Annotated in this window: 22 protein-coding genes and 1 pseudogene; 12 read left to right on the top strand and 11 right to left on the bottom strand. The window is 54.5% G+C overall.

The annotated features are described in order from the left end of the window. The first annotated feature begins 147 nt into the window (after positions 1-147). From NI000_RS13230 to NI000_RS13210, 5 genes are all read left to right on the top strand, one after another. Positions 148-1,494 carry an ABC transporter substrate-binding protein gene (locus tag NI000_RS13230; RefSeq protein ID WP_253411219.1) on the top strand — a complete coding sequence of 449 codons (1,347 nt, stop codon included), beginning with the start codon at positions 148-150 and terminating at the stop codon, positions 1,492-1,494. Positions 1,495-1,560: 66 nt separating this feature from the next. Continuing rightward, positions 1,561-2,490 (top strand): carbohydrate ABC transporter permease, encoded by a 930-nt coding sequence (locus NI000_RS13225; RefSeq protein ID WP_253411217.1) that lies wholly within the window; start codon positions 1,561-1,563, stop codon positions 2,488-2,490. Then, positions 2,490-3,368, top strand: coding sequence for a carbohydrate ABC transporter permease (locus NI000_RS13220; protein ID WP_054973389.1), 879 nt, complete (start codon positions 2,490-2,492; stop codon positions 3,366-3,368). The genes NI000_RS13225 and NI000_RS13220 overlap by 1 nt, the downstream gene beginning before the upstream one ends. A 65-nt stretch (positions 3,369-3,433) precedes the next feature. Next, positions 3,434-5,182, top strand: coding sequence for a DUF4855 domain-containing protein (locus NI000_RS13215; RefSeq protein WP_253411215.1), 1,749 nt, complete (start codon positions 3,434-3,436; stop codon positions 5,180-5,182). A gap of 29 nt (positions 5,183-5,211) precedes the next feature. After that, entirely contained in the window at positions 5,212-6,228 is a 1,017-nt protein-coding gene (locus NI000_RS13210; RefSeq protein ID WP_253411213.1) for a zinc-dependent alcohol dehydrogenase, read from the top strand. A gap of 307 nt (positions 6,229-6,535) precedes the next feature. On the opposite strand, the gene NI000_RS13205 is transcribed toward NI000_RS13210, so the two are convergent. The 10 genes from NI000_RS13205 to NI000_RS13160 form a co-directional block, all read right to left on the bottom strand. Beyond that, positions 6,536-6,832, bottom strand: a complete 297-nt coding sequence (locus tag NI000_RS13205) for a spore coat protein (protein WP_253411212.1) — start codon at positions 6,830-6,832, stop codon at positions 6,536-6,538. A 14-nt stretch (positions 6,833-6,846) separates the two neighbouring features. After that, on the bottom strand, positions 6,847-7,047 hold the full coding sequence (locus tag NI000_RS13200) for a hypothetical protein (RefSeq protein WP_253411210.1): 201 nt from the start codon (positions 7,045-7,047) through the stop codon (positions 6,847-6,849). A gap of 33 nt (positions 7,048-7,080) precedes the next feature. Continuing rightward, positions 7,081-8,217, bottom strand: coding sequence for a zinc-dependent alcohol dehydrogenase (locus tag NI000_RS13195; RefSeq protein ID WP_253411208.1), 1,137 nt, complete (start codon positions 8,215-8,217; stop codon positions 7,081-7,083). A 19-nt stretch (positions 8,218-8,236) separates the two neighbouring features. After that, positions 8,237-8,599 (bottom strand): spore coat protein, encoded by a 363-nt coding sequence (locus NI000_RS13190; RefSeq protein WP_253411207.1) that lies wholly within the window; start codon positions 8,597-8,599, stop codon positions 8,237-8,239. An 18-nt stretch (positions 8,600-8,617) separates the two neighbouring features. Beyond that, positions 8,618-8,824 (bottom strand): spore coat protein, encoded by a 207-nt coding sequence (locus NI000_RS13185; protein ID WP_216792861.1) that lies wholly within the window; start codon positions 8,822-8,824, stop codon positions 8,618-8,620. Positions 8,825-8,879: 55 nt separating this feature from the next. Further along, positions 8,880-9,749 (bottom strand): serine/threonine protein kinase, encoded by an 870-nt coding sequence (locus NI000_RS13180; protein ID WP_253411205.1) that lies wholly within the window; start codon positions 9,747-9,749, stop codon positions 8,880-8,882. Between the two features lie 520 nt (positions 9,750-10,269). Next, complete coding sequence (locus tag NI000_RS13175; RefSeq protein ID WP_253411203.1) at positions 10,270-10,650, bottom strand: ArsR/SmtB family transcription factor; 381 nt, start codon at positions 10,648-10,650, stop codon at positions 10,270-10,272. A 1-nt stretch (position 10,651) separates the two neighbouring features. Next, on the bottom strand, positions 10,652-11,077 hold the full coding sequence (locus tag NI000_RS13170; RefSeq protein WP_253411201.1) for an SRPBCC family protein: 426 nt from the start codon (positions 11,075-11,077) through the stop codon (positions 10,652-10,654). Positions 11,078-11,111: 34 nt separating this feature from the next. Then, a complete protein-coding gene (locus tag NI000_RS13165; RefSeq protein WP_309247897.1) occupies positions 11,112-11,489 on the bottom strand; it encodes a hypothetical protein in 378 nt (125 codons plus the stop codon). A 162-nt stretch (positions 11,490-11,651) separates the two neighbouring features. Further along, the gene (locus NI000_RS13160) at positions 11,652-11,912 is read right to left on the bottom strand and encodes a YpbS family protein (RefSeq protein WP_253411197.1); all 261 of its coding nucleotides are present in this window, start codon (positions 11,910-11,912) and stop codon (positions 11,652-11,654) included. A 368-nt stretch (positions 11,913-12,280) separates the two neighbouring features. On the opposite strand from NI000_RS13160, the gene NI000_RS13155 reads away from it, so the two are divergent. From NI000_RS13155 to NI000_RS36940, 5 genes and pseudogenes are all read left to right on the top strand, one after another. After that, positions 12,281-13,387 carry a DUF4097 family beta strand repeat-containing protein gene (locus NI000_RS13155; protein ID WP_253411195.1) on the top strand — a complete coding sequence of 369 codons (1,107 nt, stop codon included), beginning with the start codon at positions 12,281-12,283 and terminating at the stop codon, positions 13,385-13,387. Between the two features lie 227 nt (positions 13,388-13,614). Then, a pseudogene (locus tag NI000_RS13150) lies at positions 13,615-14,555 on the top strand (hypothetical protein). A gap of 164 nt (positions 14,556-14,719) precedes the next feature. Next, positions 14,720-15,652 (top strand): D-2-hydroxyacid dehydrogenase, encoded by a 933-nt coding sequence (locus NI000_RS13145; RefSeq protein WP_253411193.1) that lies wholly within the window; start codon positions 14,720-14,722, stop codon positions 15,650-15,652. 60 nt (positions 15,653-15,712) lie between these two features. Beyond that, complete coding sequence (locus NI000_RS36945) at positions 15,713-16,102, top strand: NUDIX hydrolase (protein WP_309247896.1); 390 nt, start codon at positions 15,713-15,715, stop codon at positions 16,100-16,102. Further along, positions 16,087-16,362 carry a hypothetical protein gene (locus NI000_RS36940; RefSeq protein ID WP_309247895.1) on the top strand — a complete coding sequence of 92 codons (276 nt, stop codon included), beginning with the start codon at positions 16,087-16,089 and terminating at the stop codon, positions 16,360-16,362. Before NI000_RS36945 ends, NI000_RS36940 begins: the two co-directional genes overlap by 16 nt. 295 nt (positions 16,363-16,657) lie before the next feature. Here the strand turns inward: NI000_RS36940 and NI000_RS13135 are convergent, their stop codons facing one another. Beyond that, positions 16,658-17,530 carry an aldose epimerase family protein gene (locus tag NI000_RS13135; protein ID WP_253411191.1) on the bottom strand — a complete coding sequence of 291 codons (873 nt, stop codon included), beginning with the start codon at positions 17,528-17,530 and terminating at the stop codon, positions 16,658-16,660. 175 nt (positions 17,531-17,705) lie between these two features. On the opposite strand from NI000_RS13135, the gene NI000_RS13130 reads away from it, so the two are divergent. Together NI000_RS13130 and NI000_RS13125 are read left to right on the top strand one after the other, a co-directional pair. After that, on the top strand, positions 17,706-18,386 hold the full coding sequence (locus NI000_RS13130; RefSeq protein WP_253411189.1) for an SOS response-associated peptidase: 681 nt from the start codon (positions 17,706-17,708) through the stop codon (positions 18,384-18,386). Positions 18,387-18,575: 189 nt separating this feature from the next. Then, positions 18,576-20,051, top strand: coding sequence for an amidase (locus tag NI000_RS13125; protein WP_253411187.1), 1,476 nt, complete (start codon positions 18,576-18,578; stop codon positions 20,049-20,051). The last annotated feature ends 112 nt before the right edge of the window (positions 20,052-20,163 follow it).

Below are 20,163 nucleotides of genomic sequence, written 5' to 3'. Positions count from 1 at the left end.
GCCGAAATGTTGTATAGTTTAGTTAGAGGACAGCATGAAGGGGGGATTTTCTTTTTTTTGGCTTTCCCAGATAAAACAAAAGTATAAAGATAAACAAAAGAATCGGAGTAGAGAGATCCACCTGAGACATGATGGAGGTGGCACAAAATGAAAGCGTTTCAAAAAGTGGGTTTCGCAGCATTTTCCCTCATCTTGGCTTCAGTGGCCGGGCTGGCCGGATGCTCCGGCGGAACGGCGAAGCCTCAAGGCGACGGCGCGGGCAAGACCGATGCTGCAGGCGGCAAGCCGAAGGATAAGGTGGAGATTACCTTCTGGCACGTCTGGACCGATAAAGACGCCGGTCCGATTACGGCGCGGGTCGATGCGTTCAACAAGAGTCAGGACCGCATCACGGTCAAGGTGCTGGGCAACCAGGACGCGACGAAGCAGCTCACGGCGATTTCCGGCGGCAACCCGCCCGACGTTGCGCTGACGTACTGGAACAATATCGGCCCGTGGGCGCATGCCGGCGCGGTGCTGCCGCTTGCCGATTACCTGAAGAAGAGCAAGCTCGATACCGCGAGCTTTATTCCGGCTGCTTTGGAACGGATGAAGGTGAACGATCAATATTACGCGCTGCCGTTTACAGTCAGTATGGCCAGCACGCTGATGTACAACAAGAAAGCGTTCCAGGATGCGGGCATTGCGAAGCCGCCGGAAACGCTCGAAGAGCTGTTCGATACCGCCAAAAAGCTGACCAAGCGCGAAAACGGTACGATCTCGCAAATCGGTTTCATTCCGGATTATCCGTGGATCGATAACGTGTTTTGGCCGGTCATTTTCGGCGGCGGCTGGGTGGACGCGAACGGGAAAATAACCGCCAACCAGGAAGCGAATGTCAAGGCGATCGCCTACCAGCGCAAATTTTATGAAGAGTTCGGAATGGACCAGATCGGCAAATTCCGCTCCGGCATGGGACAGCGGGGGACGCCGAACGACCCGCTGCTGACCGGCAAGCTGGCAATGATGATCGGCTGGGAGTACAACTTCCCCGACGAACGGAAGCCGGACGGCCCGATCGGCATCGCTCCGTTCCCGTATCCCGCGGACCGGCCCGATCTGAAAGGTTCCGGGATGGTCGGACCTCGCGCGGTGTTTATTCCGAAAAAGGCGAAGCATCCGGAGGAAGCGTGGGAGTTCATGCAATATTTGATCGGCCAGGAATCGCAGGTGGAATTCTCCATCGAATCGAAGACGATCCCGAGCTGGCTGCCGGCGCTTGACGATCCGAAGCTGCGGAAGAACGAGAAGCTGGTCATGATGCTTGATTTCTACGATCGGGCGAAAAGCAAAACGCTGCAAGGGTTCCCGAACAGCGTCTACATTAACGAATATTTGCAGGCGCTGACCGAAGAAACGGAAAAAGCGCTGAAAGGGCAGGCGACGCCGCAGGAAGCGATGGACCGCGTCGTGACGAAAATCCAGCCGCTTGCGGACAAGGCGAAGAGCAAATAACAGGGCGCCGGAGGAGGGGGCAACTTCCCCTTTCGATGAACCTGACACGAAAGGAGTGGGGCCGCAATGGCTCGCGCCGCTGCCGCAACGCCCGGATTCCGTCACCGGAGGAATAAAGCGTTATGGACGGGATTACTATTTATCAGTCCGTGGATTGCCGGCTTTCTTTTGTTTCAACTCTACCCGATTGCGATGTCGTTTTATTACAGTTTGTCGGAATATAACTTGTTTTCCAAGCCCGAATGGGTAGGTTTGCAAAATTACAAGAATCTGTTCGCGGACAGCAAGTTTTATTTGTCCATGTACAATACGGTCTACATCACCGTGTTCGGCCTGCTGCCGCATCTGGCGTTCGCTCTCGGGATGGCGATGCTGCTCAATATGAGCGTGCGGGGGCAGTCGCTGTACCGCACGATCTATTTCCTGCCGACGCTGGTGCCTGCCGTCGCCAGCTCCTTGCTGTGGATGTGGCTGCTCAACGCGCAGTACGGGCTTGTGAACAAGCTGCTGGCCGCCCTGGGCATGGTCGAGCCGAACTGGCTCGTCGACCCGATGTGGACGAAGCCGGCCTTAGTGTTGATGGGCTTCTGGGGCACCGGCACGCAGACGGTCATGTACTTGGCGGCGCTGCAGGACGTGCCGAAAGTATTCTACGAAGCCGCCGAAATCGACGGCGCCGGCCGGTGGAGCCGCTTCCGCCACATCACGCTGCCTGCCATATCGCCGATGACGCTGTTTTTGCTGATCAACGGTCTGATCAACTCGTTCCAGTTTTTCACGCAGGGGCTTATTTTCGCAGAAGCGTCCCAATCCGTGGGAGGGCCGGAAAATTCCATGCTGTTCTACGCGATTTATTTGTACCAAACCGCCTTTTCGTTCCTGAATATGGGGTACGCCTCCAGCATGGCGTGGATTTTGTGCGCGATCGTGCTGGGCCTGACGCTGCTTATTTTCCGCTCGTCAGCCCGTTGGGTGTATTACGGAGGTGAAAAATAATGGCGCAGACGATGATCGCCCGCTCCGGCTCGGGGGCAGGGGTTCGGAGGAAGCAGGGACGCTATGTCCGCAAAACCGTGCTGCCGCATATCGGCTTGGCGCTGGCGGGCTTGCTGTTTCTGGCTCCGTTCGCCTGGCTGTTCATTACCTCCATCAAGTCCGAACAGGAAATTTTCGCGATCCCGACGGTATGGTGGCCGGACAAAATCCAATGGATGAACTATGTGCAGGCGGTTCAGACGATTCCTTTCATTCAGTATACGCTCAACACCGTGCTCGTCTGCGTGCTGTCTGCGGTCGGGCAGCTGTTCGCCTCGCCCCTGGTGGCGTATGGGTTCTCGCGGATTGCGTTCCGCGGGCGCGACTTTTTGTTTTTCGTCATGATGGGGACGATGATTTTGCCGTTTCAGGTGACGATGGTGCCGATCTACGTCATGTTCAACCAGATGAACATGCTCGATTCGTATTGGCCGCTTATTTTGCCGAATTTTTTCGGCGCCGCCTATTATATTTTCCTGCTTCGCCAGTTTTTTATGAACATTCCTTACGAGCTCACGGAATCGGCCAAAATCGACGGAGCGTCCGAGTTCCGCATTTATTGGCAGGTGATTCTGCCTTTGTCCCGGCCGGCGCTGTATACCGTGGCGCTGCTTACGTTTCTGCACGCTTGGGGCGATTTCCTGGGACCGCTCATTTACTTGAACGACCCTGAGAAGTGGACGCTGTCCGTCGGCCTCCGGTCGTTTATTGGAGAATACAAAGTTTCGTGGGGCCTTCTGATGGCCGCTTCGACGCTCTTCACGGTCCCGATCATCGCGCTGTATTTCTTCGTGCAGAAGCAGTTCATTCAAGGCATTACGCTGACAGGCTTTAAGTGAGACAGAGCATCCGGGAAATGAACATAAATGATTCGATTCCAATTCATCCATCTGGAGGGAAGCAAATGAAAAAACGATCCAACATTACGGCAGCCATTCTGTCTTTGGCACTGGCCGGGGGGATAGTCATCCCCGCTGCAGGCGCATCCGCAGAACAAACAGCACAGGCGATTGCGCCTCTGGAAAATTTGGCTTTGAACAAGCCGTATACGTTCGAAACCCCGTATCCGCGCGACTCGCATTTCGGACCGACGGAAGACGCCTATCCGGACGATACGGGCAAGCAGCTGACGGACGGCGTTTACGGCGGGACATCCTTTTCGGACAAAGCGTATGTCGGTAGGCTGTGGCAGGGCTACCGCACCTTCAAGCTCGATCTGGGCGAACCGGTGACGATCCAGGACATTAAGGTCAGTACGCTGCAGGATTTACCGAACGGGATCTTTTTCCCGGACGAAATCTCGTACTCGATCTCGGAGAACGGTAACACGTGGCAGCATCTCGGTAAAGTAAAAAGCGCGCTGCCGACGACGGAAAAAGGCCCCGTGAAGCAAACGATCGCCAAAACCGGTGTCAATACGGTAGCCCGCTACGTCTATATGGACATTCCGGCGGAATCCTGGCTGTTCGTCGATGAGATCGAGGTCATGGGCACGCGCGACAAGTCGGGCAGCAAGCTGAAGCCGAACAAAGCGCCGAAGCCGGATCAAGGGTATCCTCGTCCGGGCTCAAAGCAGACGGGAGGCATTCGTGATGAAGTGCTTATTTATACCGGAGAATGGCAGTACCAGCCAAGCGACTGGGTTTCGTTCAAGAAAGAGGACTTCAAGCCGTATGTCTCTTATGTGGATCAAAACATGAAGCGCAAGGACTATATGTTCGACGGCTTCTTATTCTTACCGCTCCCTGCTTTGTTAGACGGCACCAATTACGGTTCGGCGGGGAAGCCGACAAACAAAGGTCACTTTGAAAAGTTTCTTGACCGCGTGTTCCGCGACGATTACGAGCTGGGGGCGCTGAACGAAGCGGTGAAGGAAGCGAAGGCGGATATGCCGAGAAGGAAATACGAGGCAAAGGTCGTTATCGCAATCCCATATCCGCGTACGGATCAGAGCGATTTCGGCGATGTAGACGGCGACGGCATCAGCGAGAACTTGAACGTCAAGGAGGTCGGGGAAGCGGAAGCTACGAAGAACCGGCTTAAGGTGACCAAGTGGTACGTCGACGAGGTGTACAAGCGCTGGAACGCGAAAAATTACTCTGACCTGAAGCTCGTCTCGTTCTATTGGTACAATGAATACATTGGGCATCAGTTAAGCGCGATGGAGCATGAGGTGGTGAAGCAGACCGGCGATTATGTCCGCTCCAAAGGCGCGACGTTCCAATGGATTCCGTATTATTTCGCCCGGGGCTGGAACGATTGGAAAGAAAACGGATTCGATGTGGCAGCCATGCAGCCGAACTATTATTTCCATCCTTATGCCAACGTCGACCGGATGAGCACGATCGCTCAAGCCGCTTATGATAACGGCATGGGCGTCGAGATCGAGCTGAGCGACGCGGCGCTGACGGACGAGAAGCTGCGTAACCGCTACTACGCATACTTGGACGCAGGAAAAGAACACAAGTTTATGAACAAATCGTACAACGTGTTCTATCAACAGGTGAAAACGCTCTGGAAGGCTGCACAATCCGAGACGCCGATTGAGCGCGAAGTGTACGACCGCACGTATCAGTACATTAAAGGCAAGTATAAAGTAACAAATCCGCAGGAGCTTCAGGCGTTGGAGCTGGAAGAGCAGGAAGCGGAGTAACGAACTTCGGAGAAAAAGGGGAATGAAGCATGAAGACGATCGTCACTTGCCAAGACAAGGTGCGTCTCGAAGACCGGTCTGAGCCTTCCGTGAAGGAGCATCCCAAACGGGTGCTGGTGAAGGTGATTTACTCTTCCATCAGTCCGGGTACGGAGCTCGGCCTGCTGGCGAATCCGGCCATCCCGGACGGCTTCGCGCTCGGCTACAGCGCCGCCGGTACCGTGCTGGAGGTTGGTAGCGCCGTGGAGGGGCTGAAGCCGGGAGATTTCGTCGCTTGCTACGGCGGACCTTACGTTTATCATGCGGAGGTGCTGTCCGTGCCTGAGATGCTTTGCGCCAAGCTGAGCGGTCCCGAATCGATGCCGACGGCTTCGTTCGTAGGGCTCGGCTCCGTGGCCGTGCACAGCACGCGCAGGCTGGCCCGCCAGTTCGGGGAGACCGTATGGGTCGCCGGACTCGGCGTGCTCGGCCTGCTGATCGCGCAGCTCGGCGACCGGGCCAACTACCGGGTGTTCGCCACGGATATGAAGGACGAACGGCTGCAGCTTGCGGCCGCGTGCGGCATTAGCGACGTTCATCGTGCCGACGATCCGCTGCTCGCCGAGCGGATCGCCGCTTATACGGAAGGCCACGGCTTCGACAGCATCGCATTGTGTGCGCACGCCACGTCCTCGCAACTGATCGAGTCGTGCATGCAGCATCTGGCGTTTCGCGGCACCTTCGCTCTGATCGGCAACGTGCCGATTCAGTTCTCGCGCGATCTGTTTTTCGCGAAGGAAGCGGATTTCGTCATTGCCCGGGGAGGCGGTCCGGGGCGATATGATCGCCAATACGAGGAAGAGGGGCTGGATTATCCGAAATCGTACGTCCGTTGGACGGAAGGGCGCAATATGCAAGAATTCGTCCGCAACGTGGAAAACGGGCGTCTGGCGATCCGGCCGATGATCACGCACGAATTCGCGCTGGCTGATGCCGTCGAGGCGTATGAGGTGCTGAAGCGTGAAGCGTCCTCGGCGCTTGGCGTGCTGATCCGATACGATTCATAGAGAGGTGAAAGAGGATTCCGTGGAATTTTACGGGAATTCTCTTTGGCTTGTTGAGAAAATGGTCAATTGAAGTGATAGAGGTTACGAGAGGGTGGGGTATCCACTTCCGGTCGCTCTTGTCTGCAGGAAATTTGATTGAAGCCGCTTAAACGGCGGATATTTCCCGCAGACAAAGGCGAACGCTATCGCTCCTCCAGTAGATACCCCGCCTCCGTATGTTTCTCTATTCTTTTATAATGACCACTTTCCTCAACAAGATCAGGATTCCCGTGAAGTCCCATGGGAATCCTCTTTTTTTAGTAAGGGATCAGGTCGGCAGGTTTAACGCCGTTTGAATATTTGTCCGATCCAGCTCGATTTGTTCGGGAATATGATACGGGCGGTAATACCCTCTGCGCATCATATAGTTCGTGATTTGCTCGTGGGTCGAGATCGCTTCGTCCAATTGCTTACGCAGGACGGTTTTGATATCGGGACTGGCGGTTTCCGTAAGCGCGACGGCATAGTTTTGAATGCCCGTTTTGGCGGCGATTAGGAAATCCATGGCAACAACTTGATCGGTCATCGTGCCCATACCGGTTAAATTTTTGATTAGCGTGTTCATGCGTCGCTCCTTTTCTACGCGTTGACATTGGCCAGCAAAGCATCCAGCTCTTGCAGCTGCCGGGTCGATAGCTGAACGTCCTGCTCCAAAAGCCGCCTCAGGTCCTCATCCGATACTAGTCCCCGCATCGTTGCCGATTTGGTCATGCAAATTGTTTTGAAGGCCGCGATTTCGTGCAGATCCAATGTTTCATGCAGGCCGTACGTATTTTTCATGATGGTTACCCTCCACGTTCAGCTCGGTATTGTTCAGGGCTTCAGAATGACTTTGATGCAGCCGTCCGTTTTGGTATCGAATACTTCGTAGCCGTGCTTCGCTTGATCCAGCGGCAGCACGTGCGTAATGATATCCCCGGGATCGACCTTGCCTTCGGCAATCAAATTGTACATATGCGGCATGTAATGGATCACCGGTGCTTGTCCCGTACGGATATTTACGTTCCGCTGGAAAATATCCCCCAGCGGAAAGGCATTATAACGGGCTCCGTAAACGCCGGTAATTTGAATTGTTCCGCCCTTGCGAACGGCTTGGGAGGCGATGACGACGGCACCCAGCGAACCGCCCTGGAGCTTGAGGCCCGATGCCAGAAACTCCAGCGGGGTCATTTTTCCATCCATCCCTACGCAGTCGATGACGACGTCGGCTCCGCCGTGGGTGATTTCTTTCAAATGGCTGCCGATATTTTGTTCCTGCTCGAAATTGACGGTTTCCACCTGATTGTGCCGCTTCGCATGCTCCAGCCGATAATCCACGTAATCGACGGCGATGACGCGCTTCGCCCCTTTGAGCCAGGCAAACTTTTGCGCCAGCAGCCCGACCGGGCCGCATCCGAGCACGATCACCGTATCCCCGCTCTTTACTCCAGCGTTGTCTACGCTCCAAAAGGCCGTCGGCATGGCATCGGCGATCAGACACAGCTTCTCGTCTTCGACCTCGCAGTTTTCTGGAAGACGGAAGGGGACGAAGTTGGCGTAAGGGACCCGCATATATTCGGCTTGCCCTCCGGGATAGCCGCCGGTCGTTTCGGAGTAGCCGAAAAAACCGCCCATGTCCCCGTTCGGATTCGAATTGTCGCATTGGCTTTCCAATTGATTTTTACAATAGTAGCATTCGCCGCAGCTTACATTGAACGGGATGACGACCCGGTCGCCTTTTTTGACTTTGGTTACTTCGGGACCGACCTCTTCCACAATGCCCATTGGTTCGTGACCGATAATATAATCCGTAGGGAGATTAGGGATCATACCGTGAATAAGGTGCAGATCCGATCCGCAGATGGCCGTGGTCGTCAGCTTGACGATGATGTCGTCCACTTTTTGGAGCTTGGGGTCTTCCACCTGCCTTACCTGCACGTTCTTGATACCTTGATACGTAACGGCTTTCATGGTGTAGCTCCTTTAAGGATTATTTTTCGGGGGTCGCAAACAAGCCCAAGCGGGAAGTATCCTTCGGGAAAAGCTGCATTTCCGCGATTTGCATCGTCGTCTTCGCCGATGTCAGATCCAGCTTGAATTGTTCGTTCAGCCGATTGGGATACAGCCATTTTTTGCGGATCATCAGCTGCGATATTTCTTCATGCAAATCCAGAGCTTCGAACAAGAGACGGCGCAGCAGTGTTCTTACCTCGGCTGTTGCTGTCTCGGACAAGGCGATCGCGCAGTTGCGAACGCCGGTCTTCGCCGACAGCAAGAAATCGAGCGCAAACGCCGAGTCGGCCAAATTCGGCATGCCTTCGGCATTGATCGGGTCCAAGTGGTCTTTATTCATCGTATCGTTCACCGCCGTTTATTGAATTGGGGTTGCCGGATAAAGGCTCTGCAAATCCTGGAGCGCTTTGATGGATTGTTCGACATCCTTTTGCATCAAGGCTTTCAGCTCTTGGTCAAAAACGAGCCCCTGCATCATTTTCGATTTGGCCAGACAGATCGTTTTAAAATTAAGCATTTCATGAATCTCCATCATTTCATGAGGAGCCAGTGTCAATGGGGTCATTGGGAATCACCTCCGGTTGCTTGAACACGGATAGGGTTTCCTTAACAGTTTCCGCCTATACCCGGACAGCATTCCAAGCGGCGTAGAACTCGGCAACCGAAGCGTAGCGTTCGTTCCGTTCGGGCCGAACCGCGCGCAGAGCCGTTTCGTACAGCTTCTCGCCCGCTTCCCACTTCGAGTAGGAGCGATCGCGTTCTCCGCCCAGCAGGCCGAAAGCCATCGCCCCCATATTAAAAACATTGGTTCGTTCGTCAATGTCCGCGCCGAGCTCGAATTCTTCGGGCGACATGAAGCGGGAGGAGCCCCATAGCCGGCCCATCGTATTGATAAAAGGCTTTTTCTGATAAAGGTCGATATCGCAAATTTTCGTCACGTTATTTTTGAAATCGTACAAGATGCTGCCGTCGTAAAAATCGACAGCGACATAACCGCTAGCTTCGACATGTACGTGGAACGAAAAGATACAATCCAACGAACGGAGCCGTTCCTCGACAGGAAGCTGACGGAAACGGAAAAACGGAGAATCCGGATGCGTGTACTTTTGCGGCGGGGGAAAGGACCAATGCGAATGCAGACATTCGCCGTTAAACCAGTCGAATACGGCCGCATACCCATTTTGTACTTCGAAATGTTCCTCCAACGTGATGAGATGGGGATGATTCAAGGCTTCATAAAGCGGGAGCGCCTGCTTTAATCGGATGATAGTCTCTTGAGGGGTTCCGGTGTAGGCCACGGTTGGTGCTCCTGCGTACTTCACGAACTTCTTGCGGCCGTGCCGTTCGATGCCGAAGGACAGGTTTCCTGAGTCCTGCTGGTCAAAGACGCAAAATACCTGGCCTAGATCCCGCAGCCACTCGAAGGGATGAGGTTCTTTTAATTGAAATGATACGCCGTCTATGTTTACGGTAATGGAATGGTTCGTCATGGCAAGCCTCCATGGATTTGAAATGGAAAAACACTTCCCACATTTTAGCACATGCCTTTATCGATTCCTTGGCATGCTTTCGGTAAATCCAAATTTTCCGGGATGGGGGGAAGTAGCAAATAAGTAGGCATATAGATACAGGTTCGCCCAATTCTGCATAGACAATCACCTAAAAAGTAAACAACCAAATATAATATCGGGAAAATTAAGATTAAAAGAAGGAGTGATTTTTATTGTATCGGCAGAATTGTATTCGTGTCCCCTACACCTATGAACAATGTATGGCGGATTGCACAGCCGGACCTGATGGAGGGTATCCTGATGAATGTAGGGTACCCTGTAGGGAGTATAAAACAAAGCCTTGGTATCTTGTATGTACAGCACCCACTAGAGTACCTTTGGGTTATACCTACACAACACCTAGCTACTGGTACTATTCCTACTCATGGTAAAATCCTTCACACGGCATAACGCAAAAGGAAAGAGAGGCTGCGGAAGCACCTCTCTTTCTCGTAAAAACTTATTCTGCCGTGTGTGTACCGCCTTCTTCCGAGGCAATGAGGGATATCGGGCCGTCCGTTTCGTCGCCTTCGACAAAACGCTGCAAAGCCAGCAGCTTGTTGTCCCAGTATCTCTCGTAGTAGGCCAGCCACCGCTTCAATTCGAGCAGCGGCTCGGGCTCCAGCCGGTACCGCGTTTCGCGGCCGATTTTTCGTTCTTTGACCAGCCCGGCATCGGCCAAAATGCGCAGATGTTTGGATACGGCCGTCCGGCTCATCGGAAAGTGGCCGCTGATCACGGTAACGGGCATTTCCCGCTCTCCCAGCATGCTTAATAACTGGCGGCGCGTAGGATCGGCAATCGCTTGAAAGACGTCAGTCTTGCGTGAAGGGGGGGCCATATCAGCCCTCGACGAAGGTAACGAGCTTCTGCACAATGCCGACCCAGCCTTGGTCCATTCTGTCGCGTACGGCTTGATGCGGTTGCCCGAATTCGGTAACCTTGTCGGCATCCCAGCCGGAGTGAACGAGCGTAAATTCCGTCTGTCCGTCTTTCTCCGTCAGCTCGAACACGATCGTCCAATCTTTGCCCCAACGGAACGAAAGGCGGTTCGGAGGATCAAGCTCCGTTACCTTGCAGGGGGACATGCCGAACGGGCCGGCGTTCAATTGGAATTCATAACCGAGAATAGGCTGAAAATCGTTGGGCATAAACCACACAGCAATGCCTTCCGAGGTGGCAACGGCGTCCCATACTTTTTGAATCGGCGCTTTGAGCAGGGCGGTTCTGCGAATTTCCGGCAGCGTATTATGCGTGTTGTTTTCCATATGATTTCATTCCTCCGATGTGAAAGGGTATAGGTTACTTCGAGGACTTTACTTTATCCTGATGGCGAAAACGCAAGGCGGACCATTTGTCGTCGACGGCTACGTTGCTGACCGGGCGGTAGGCTGTTTTTGCCTGTACCATCGCGGCCAAGCTGTCGCGGTTAATATCCGTTTTCACTTTCGAGCTTTGCTTCGGGTAGGTGATCCAGAATACCGCATCTTCGTTCAAGAGCGGGATGACTTTCGGCACCCAGTCGTCCGTTTCTTGCGCATTATGAACGAACAGCTGAATAAAATCATAGGTTTTGTCCGGCTCTGTCCCGCTTTCGATGCCGAGTTGGTACCCTGCGGGAGCATTTAAGACTAAAGCGGCTCCTTCTTTGTACCGCAGTTTTTTCAACAACGCTTCCACGAGCTCATCCCTTTCCTTGTATAGCATGTCCTTGAAGCAATCATCCGTATTATATGAAACCAAAAGGTTTCGCGTCAAGCCCCGGAAAAAACTGGTCATAAAAAGCCCGAATACCTATCGACTCATCGAAAGGATCCGGGCTTTGCAGGCGATTTGCTGCTTTTACTTCATCTTTTTACGGGCGGCTTCACGCACCATGTCGGGGGTGACATGGACCCGAGTCGGGGAAATGCCGTTCTGGGCGTGCCGGTTGATGCGGTCCGTCGCCGCGTTAATGGCATCGACGCTGAACGGTTCACCGGCGATACATAAGGCAATCGCTTCTTCAATCGCAGCTTCCCGTTCGTTTTCCAGTTCAAGAAAACGTTCCAGGTGCGCGTTTTGTTTACGGGTATGGTTCGTGATAGCTTCATGGACGTTCATACAAATTAGCAGCTCCTTTGGCAGACCGAAATTCGATAAAATTTATGATACTATAAGGGGCTTGGTCTGACAATGCCGCAAACTTAAACGGACGGTGTGCTCCTACGTATCCGAACAAGCAGGCTTCAAAGCTATGATATGCTGCAAGAGGCGGTAGTCTGTTTAATTATTTAATGCTATTAAATAAAAAGATTAACCACATTAATTTAATGATTAATTAATCATGTTAATTATATAGAAAGGAGGAGCGGCTTTTAGTGCCATTTCTTCAGAATAATTTAAGACTTCTGCTTACTTTCTTCTAAGAAGTGTTGGATAGGATGGGGAACATAGGAAATATGAGGATTGAGGAAAGAAGGGGCCAGTTCATGAAAAAAGTAGGGCGTTATACGTCAGCGTTGGCTTTACTCCTAACAGGGGCGTTAATTCTGCTGGACCGGATGATGGAGACCGAGTATTTGCATTTGGCGATTGGCTGGTGGCCTGTCGTGCTGGTTGCATTTGGAGCGGAGCTGTTGGCGTTTAACTTCCTCCGGCGTGAGAAGCGAGGGAGGCTGAAGCTGGATTTCGGAGGCATGCTGCTCACGGTCTCGATCTTATGGGGGCTAAGCTTTTTCACACCGGATTCTCCTTCCGTTTCCTCTTCCGCAGCGAGCTATAGAGTTGCAGGCGGCATCAGCACCGTCGCGTTGAGCGAACAAACGGACAGCCTCGTCATCGATAACCCTGCCGGCAGCGTGGTCGTCAAGCCCGGACCTGTGGACAAGATTCAAATCGATGCTTCTTTGTGGGCCGAAACGCCAACGGCATCGCACGACTTCAAAATTATCTCCAAAGAGAAAGACGGAACGATAACCGTTACCACAAGAGGAGGTTTATCCGGGTTGAGCAACAAGAGCAAGCCGCTCATTCGCCTGCTGGTTACCGTCCCCGAGCAGCACAAGCTGGATATGCAGCTCAAATTAAAAAGCGGAGATGTGGAAGCTTCGAGACTGCCTATCCGCAAGCAACTGATGGTTGAAACTTCGAACGGAAAAGTGACGGTTTCGGATATCGGGGCAAACGTATTGGTCCGTACGACGGACGCCCAAGTCCAAGCGGACCATATTCAAGGCGATACCGGGATGCATGTATCAGGCGGTTCGATCCGGCTGTCTGAAGCAGGCGGCAAGGTTAACATCGTCGCCTCCGATAGTCCAATTACGGTGAGCGGCTCGACGGTCCGGGGAGATTGGAATGTGGATTCGAAGCAGGGTGACATCACCGTCGAGGTTCCTGCGCAGGGCGACTTCCGCATCGACGGCTCCAGCCCCAAAGGCCGGGTAACCGCCGGGATGCCTATGAATGTAACCGCTAATGCAGCGACAGGAACGGTCGGCTCCGGTGCCCATCTCATCCGCTTGCATGCGGCGAACGGGAACATTTCGATAAACGAAGCGCAAAGTACCGGACAGGGCGGAGGAGTGGGTAAGTGAATCAGCAAACTGATTTTTCATTGAAAAACAAGGAATACATTTCTTCGTAATATTACATTATATTCCATTAAATGTTTCTGACGCTGGTCATCGTACCAATCGTCTACGAGATGATCGATGCGTTCAACACCCGGGCAGGCGGCATATTCAGCAAAAAGGCCGCAAAATCCGCTTGACGAAAAAAGTTCCGTCATGGCATATAGGTTGTATGAAAAGGAGGGGAACGGATGCTGCCGTTAGAGAGCGGATTGACGATGATTGCAATGTGCAAGCAGGAAACGGGGGATATATGGCACGCCCATTTCGGCGCTGCCGCGATTGCCGGTTATTTTTTCGCGAAAGAAAACCGGTTGTCCGATCTGGCGCTGCGCAGCCTGACCGATCAGTCCAAAGCGATGATTAAGAGGCATTTGCGGACTCCGGCCATCCTCAAGACGAACGGGTGTACGCTTCGACAGGCCGAATCGTCCATTTTGGAAGCTCTCGAGCCTACGATCGATCGGCTCCATTGGGTCGGGCATAATGTCATTTACGCTGCAGTCAGCTTGCTTGCCATCCATGAACTCGGAGGCTGGGGCAGCGCGAAGAATATAGACGGCATATGCGGGCTTCTTCGTTCTTTTGAAAAACAATCCCAGGTCGGTCATGGCTCGGCTATACGGCTTCGGAGGTAAGACGGCTCGGTCTGGACGAAGAGGATCGGTTTCCGAAGGTGGAGAACGCCCGACAGCTCTCGGAATTTATTTTAAACGAAGCGGCGCAGTTTAAGACAATCTATCGTGCAGAGGCGCACCATGACCTGATCGGGCACATGTTTACGTTTTCGCATGCCTTGAACATTTTGTCGGATCTGGGTTATGAATCGTTATTCCGCCGTGGGCTGCTTCCGCTCTTTACTTTAGTTAAGGTTCTCCGGCGAAGTCATGACCTCCAGCCGGGGGACCCGATCCGGTTGGTCTCGCCGGTCGACCGTCTGCCGCTGAAGAAAGCCGAGCGGGCAGCGGCACTGCCTACAGAGCAGGCTTATTGGGCGGCAGATCTCGGCAAGCATGAATGGGATTTCGGCCATTCGTTCAAATTTGCTTTCAGCTTTTATAACCATTTGAACCGGTCGCCACTGGACAAGGAAGCGTCCGTCGAAAACTTTCGCTACCTCATCCACGGTTAAGGTGGAGGGAAGTTGTGCAGGCAAGCACTGCTGGGACGAGGCGTTGAAATGCATAGGGATTGCGGTAAAAAGCGGACCTACGCGCAGTAGTTTGCAGCACTTTTGCCAAGCGGTTATGATAGAAACGTTATTTGCAAAAAAGAACGGACGGAGTGACGGGCTGCATGCAGATTCATAACATTATCTTTACGGGCCGGATGTACCGGGAGCTGGAAGCCGCATGGGCGGGAGTCGCGGGCAAGCAAGTCCGGTTTCTCGCCGAATCCGAGGTGAGCGAAGCCGATATGGCATGGGCCGATGCGTTTGTCGGCTTCAAGCCTGTTCCGGCTTTTCATCTGGAATCGGTCCGTTGGGTCCACGCGCTCGGAGCGGGCGTCGATGCATTCGTGTACCGCAAGCCATGGAAGCCGGACGTGCTGCTCACCCGTACGACCGGCTCGTTCGGACAGAAAATAGGCGAATATTGCCTCGGTCATATGCTTGCCGATCTCCAGCATCACGAAGCGTTTGCCCGCAGCCAGTTGGACAGGAGCTGGAGCCCGATTCCGCCGCTGCCACTATCCGGAAGCCGGGTGACGGTGATGGGTACCGGCTCCGTCGGGCAAGAGCTTGCCCGGATGCTGCAGGCGTTGGGAGTTCAAGTATCGGGCGTTTCCATGCGTGGGGAAAGGAAGCCGCATATGGATCGTGTTTATCCGTTGTCGAACATCGGGGATGCCGTTTCCGCCGCCGACTGGATAATCAATACTTTGCCGCTGACCGAGCAAACGGATAAGCTGTTCGGGCCTGCGCTTTTCGCGCGGATGAACGGGGCCGGCTTTATTAACGTCGGCCGTGGCTCGTCGGTCGATCATGCTGCGCTGCTGGAAGCGCTTGATCAAGGCCATATTCGTCTGGCGGTACTTGACGTGTTCGAGGAGGAGCCGCTCCCCGATGCGTCCCCGCTATGGAAACGCAAGGATGTCCGGGTGACACCTCACGTAGCCGCCGTCACTTCCGTGGAAGAGGCGCTGAGCGGTTTCTTGGACACGCTGCGTAAGCTGGAAGCGGGGGAACGAGAGCTTGCGAATCGGGTGGACCCTGTACGCGGGTACTAGACGGGGAACGGGTTGCAGAACCATACAACGAGGTTTAGCTAGCTGAGGAGGAACAACATCATGACGCAAAGCGAAGAAATCTTTGACATTTTTGACGAACGGATGAATCCGGCGGGACAGGCTTCCCGCTCCGAGGTTCATGCACGGGGGCTGTGGCACCAAACTTTTCATTGCTGGATTGTGGACCCTGCGGATGGGGATACGGATGCGGTGCTGTTGTTTCAAGAACGGCATCCAGGCAAAGATACGTTTCCGTCATTGCTCGATACGTCCTGCGCCGGTCATCTGCTGGCAGGCGAAGCAGTCGAAGACGGTGTCCGCGAGCTGGAAGAGGAGCTTGGACTAAGCGTTCTGTTCGAAGCGTTGGTTCCCTCGGCTTGTTTGCCGAGGAGGACGTCATCTCCGACGCATGCATCGACCGTGAGTTCTGCCATGTGTTTCTTCATGTGAACCGGCAGCCGCTGACCCAATACCGTTTACAACCGGAGGAAGTCACGGGCTTATACCGGGTTCCGCTTGAGCAAGCACGGAAGCTGGCTCAAGGAACGTTATCGGAGCCGATCCGAATCGAAGGCATTGCATCGGATGAGAACGGCGTGACGGTACCGGTCGAGCGGATGGTCGGACCTGCGGATTTCGTTCCCCATCCGGGAGCTTATTATGAGCTGGTGCTGAAGGCGATAGACCGGATAGGAAAATCCGCGCTTTGACGTGGAGCGCCAAGCCGCATCCGGGTTTGCCAAGAGCGGGGAAGCGGGGCAATAACAGAGAATCAGGAAATGAAGCAAAGCTGGGAAATGAACGGTCTATTTCCCGGGTAAGCGCACAACTCGATTCGTTATTCGATTTTTCAGACTTTTTCGACAACGGCAATGTCGGGTTTATCCTATATAATGGGATACTTGTCATTCGTATAAAGAATTTCAAGAAAATAAGCGGGTAACGCCGTTATCATCGACATTCCTCAAGAAAAGTCGGATGAACGGGGATACCCGCTTTTATCCGTTAAATGGACACGCGGCTGATGGTCAAAAACGTCTTATGCACGTCACCCGCCGGTACTTCTACCAGCTCTTGTTTCCGGTTCAGCTCGTCGGTTTTGGCCATCCACGGCTCGACGCAGACGAAGCTTTTGCCGCTTACGGACCACAGCACGACATATTTGAACGGCTCGCCGTATGTCATCCGTACAACCAAGCGCTCCGCCGGGCTGAAGGTAATATCCCGCCGCTGCGCATTCAGGAAAACAACCGATTCCGGCAGCTTATCGAGATCGATGATCCGGCCGTCGTAGCTTTTTTCCGTTCCGTCGTTGTAATCGAAGTATTTCGTCGCGTCGGTTTCGTAGGCGAGCGCTTTGCGGTCGGCGACAAAATACGGATGAAATCCGGGGTACATCGGCATCGGCTCTGCCGAGCCGTTCCGGTATTCCTGCTCGATGGTCAATTGACCGTCCTTCAACCGGTAAGTAAACCGAAGCTCGAAGTCGAACGGGTACGATTCCCGCGTTTCCGCGTCGCTGGCGAGCGTCAACGTAATGGCGGCGCCGTCATGGGTATCCGTCGATTCGACGCGCCAAGGGCGCACGCGGGCGACTCCGTGATTTTTCATGTTATAGCGCTGTCCGTTCCATTCGTAGGAACCTTCCGCGAGCTGCCCGGAAATCGGGAACAGCACGGGTATGCCGCCGCGGATATTGGCGTTCGGATCGTCGAACGTCGGTTTGTCCAAATAAAGCAGCTCCTGACCGTTCGCCCCGAAGCTGATGACAATTCCGCCGCGCTCCGGGGCGATTTTGAACCACGAACGGGTACTGTGCTCGATCAACTCGTAAATCTCGTAGGAATCTTGGTAAGTCCGGATTTCGTATGGTTTCATGGTCCGTCTCCTTTCTCGTCTCCCCTATATTTTACCATAACGATCCGCGTTTGTTCTACGAGGACGCTTTGCGCACATGACGAAAATCCGAAATAATCGGCAAGCCGCCGTTCCGGGCATGCATAATATTTCTGTACATGAAGATACTGGAATTAAAAACAAGAGGTGTTTCTTCATGTGCGAACGTTTTTCGTTGACGGCCGAGCTGCCGGAGCTGTCGGAGCGTTATCGGATCGGCCAGGTAACCTATGCTTACAAGCCGCGATATAACATTGCGCCGACACAGCAGGTGGCCGTAATTCTTCGTGGAGCGGAAAGCCGGATGCTGGAGGAGCACCGGTGGGGGCTCGTCCCGTTCTGGGGGAAGGACGCCGTGAACGCCGACAGTGCAGCCGTACATGAAAAACCGGCGTATCGCAAGCTGTTCGGCAAGCAGCGCTGCATCATCCCGAGCAACGGCTTTTATGTCTGGAAAACGGAGGGCAAAATAAGACGCCCGATTCGCATCGTCATGAAGGACCGGGGCATCTTCGCCATGGCCGGACTGTATGAAGTGTGGAAGGATTCGCGGGGCGGAGAAACCCGCACCTGCACGGTCATGACGACGAGGTCGAACCGGCTGGTGTTCGATTACGACGAGCGGATGCCGGTCATTTTGGACGAACGGGACGTCGAGACGTGGCTCGATCCGACCATGAACGGTGAACCGGACAGGCTGCAATCGCTTCTTCGGCCTTACGCGCCCGATCGGATGCATGCGTATCCAGTTTCCCAGCGGGTAGCGGACCCTCTTGTCGAGTCGGAGGAATGCGTCGAAGAAGCGGCACCCCCCAAGTATGCGCTCCTCCGATGGTAAGAGCGAGGGAGGCGTCCGGGCCTGGGACGGCGTGCCGGCCCGCATGAAAGCCTTATTCCTTGATGGAGTAGGGCTTCTTGACGTTAGGATGAAGGATGGAAAAACAAGTTGAAAAAGGAATTCGGCACGGCTCTCTCGAACATGGAAAGGAATACCTTTACCATAAAGGCTGAAGAGGGGGCATGTGCGATGGCGAAGCAAGTTTATCCTGTCGAAGAATGGATCGAAGAAGCGACGGTCGGCGATTTGCAGCAGGCGATGGAATCCGGGGAACGAACCGCGGCGGAGCTGGTCCGGGCGTATATGGCGCGGATTGCGGCGTACGACAAGCAGGGACCAGCGCTGAATGCGGTGCTGGAGCTTAATCCGGATGCGCTTGCGATCGCCGAAGCGCTGGATGCCGAGCGGCGGGCACAAGGCCCGAGAGGGCCCTTGCACGGTATCCCGGTGCTGTTGAAGGACAATATCGATACGGCCGATAAAATGCATACGAGCGCAGGCTCCCTTGCGCTGGAGGGACATTACGCATCAAGCGACGCTTTCCTGGTCAAGCGGCTGCGGGAGGCGGGGGCCGTCATTCTGGGAAAAGCCAATATGACGGAATGGGCGAACTTCATGACGCAAGGGATGCCGGGAGGCTACAGCTCCCGCGGCGGCCAAGTGTTGAACGCGTACGGTTCCAAATTTGGAGCAGGCGGTTCGAGCACCGGGTCCGGCGTGGCTGTGGCGGCGAACCTGTGCGCGCTGGCCGTTGGGACGGAAACGTCCGGTTCGATTCTGAGCCCGGCGGCGAGCAGCTCGGTCGTCGGCATCAAGCCGACGCTTGGGTTAATCAGCCGCAGCGGAATCATTCCGCTGGCCCATAGTCAAGATACGGCGGGACCGCTCGCCCGAACGGTGGCCGACGCGGCGCTGCTTCTCGGGGCGATGACCGGGACAGATCCCGCCGATCCGATCACGGGCGCGTCGCTGGGCCGGGTGCCTGCCGATTATCGGCAGTTTCTGGACAAGGACGGATTGCAAGGAGCCCGGATCGGGATTCCGCGGGCGGTCTACCATGACAAGCTGGGCGAGGAGGAACGCCAGGCGTTCGAAGCTCACATCGCCGCTCTGCGGCTTGCCGGAGCGGAGGTTATCGATCCGGCGGATATTCCTTCCGCGCAGGAGCTCGCTTCATTCCACTCCAGCGTGTTCCGCTATGAATTCAAAGCGGACGTGAACGCCTACTTAAGCAAGCTTGCTCCGCAGCTGCCGGTTCATTCGCTGCGCGATGTGATCGCCTTTAATGCGAAGCATTTTGAGAAGACGCTAAAATACGGCCAAACGACACTGATGCGCGCCGAAGAGACGTCGGGAACGCTCACCGAAGCGGAATATATTCAGGACAGGCTAAAGGACCTGCGGCTGTCTCGCGCCGAGGGCATCGATGCGGCGATGGCTCGGCACAAGTTGGATGCTTTGCTGTTCCCAGGGACGTCCGGGGCCGGGATTGCCGCTGCGGCAGGCTATCCCTCGATTGCCGTTCCCGGCGGCTATACCGCAGACGGGCGGCCGCTTGCGGTCACGTTTACGGGGCAGGCGTACAGCGAGCCCGTACTGATCCGGCTTGCCTATGCGTTCGAGCAGCTCGGACCGCAGCGGCAAAAGCCGACGTGGCCAAAGTAAAGAGATGATGCGCTATACGAGACGGGGACGGACTGGGAGAAAAGAGGTTCGCTTGGGGCTGCCGGTATTGTTGAACGGGGTTACTGTGAAATGAAAAGAGAATTCATGCAAG

This window comes from Paenibacillus tyrphae, from assembly GCF_024158745.1.
Lineage (GTDB): Bacteria > Bacillota > Bacilli > Paenibacillales > NBRC-103111 > Paenibacillus_G > Paenibacillus_G tyrfis_A.
This window is presented reverse-complemented; position numbering and strand designations above follow the sequence as displayed.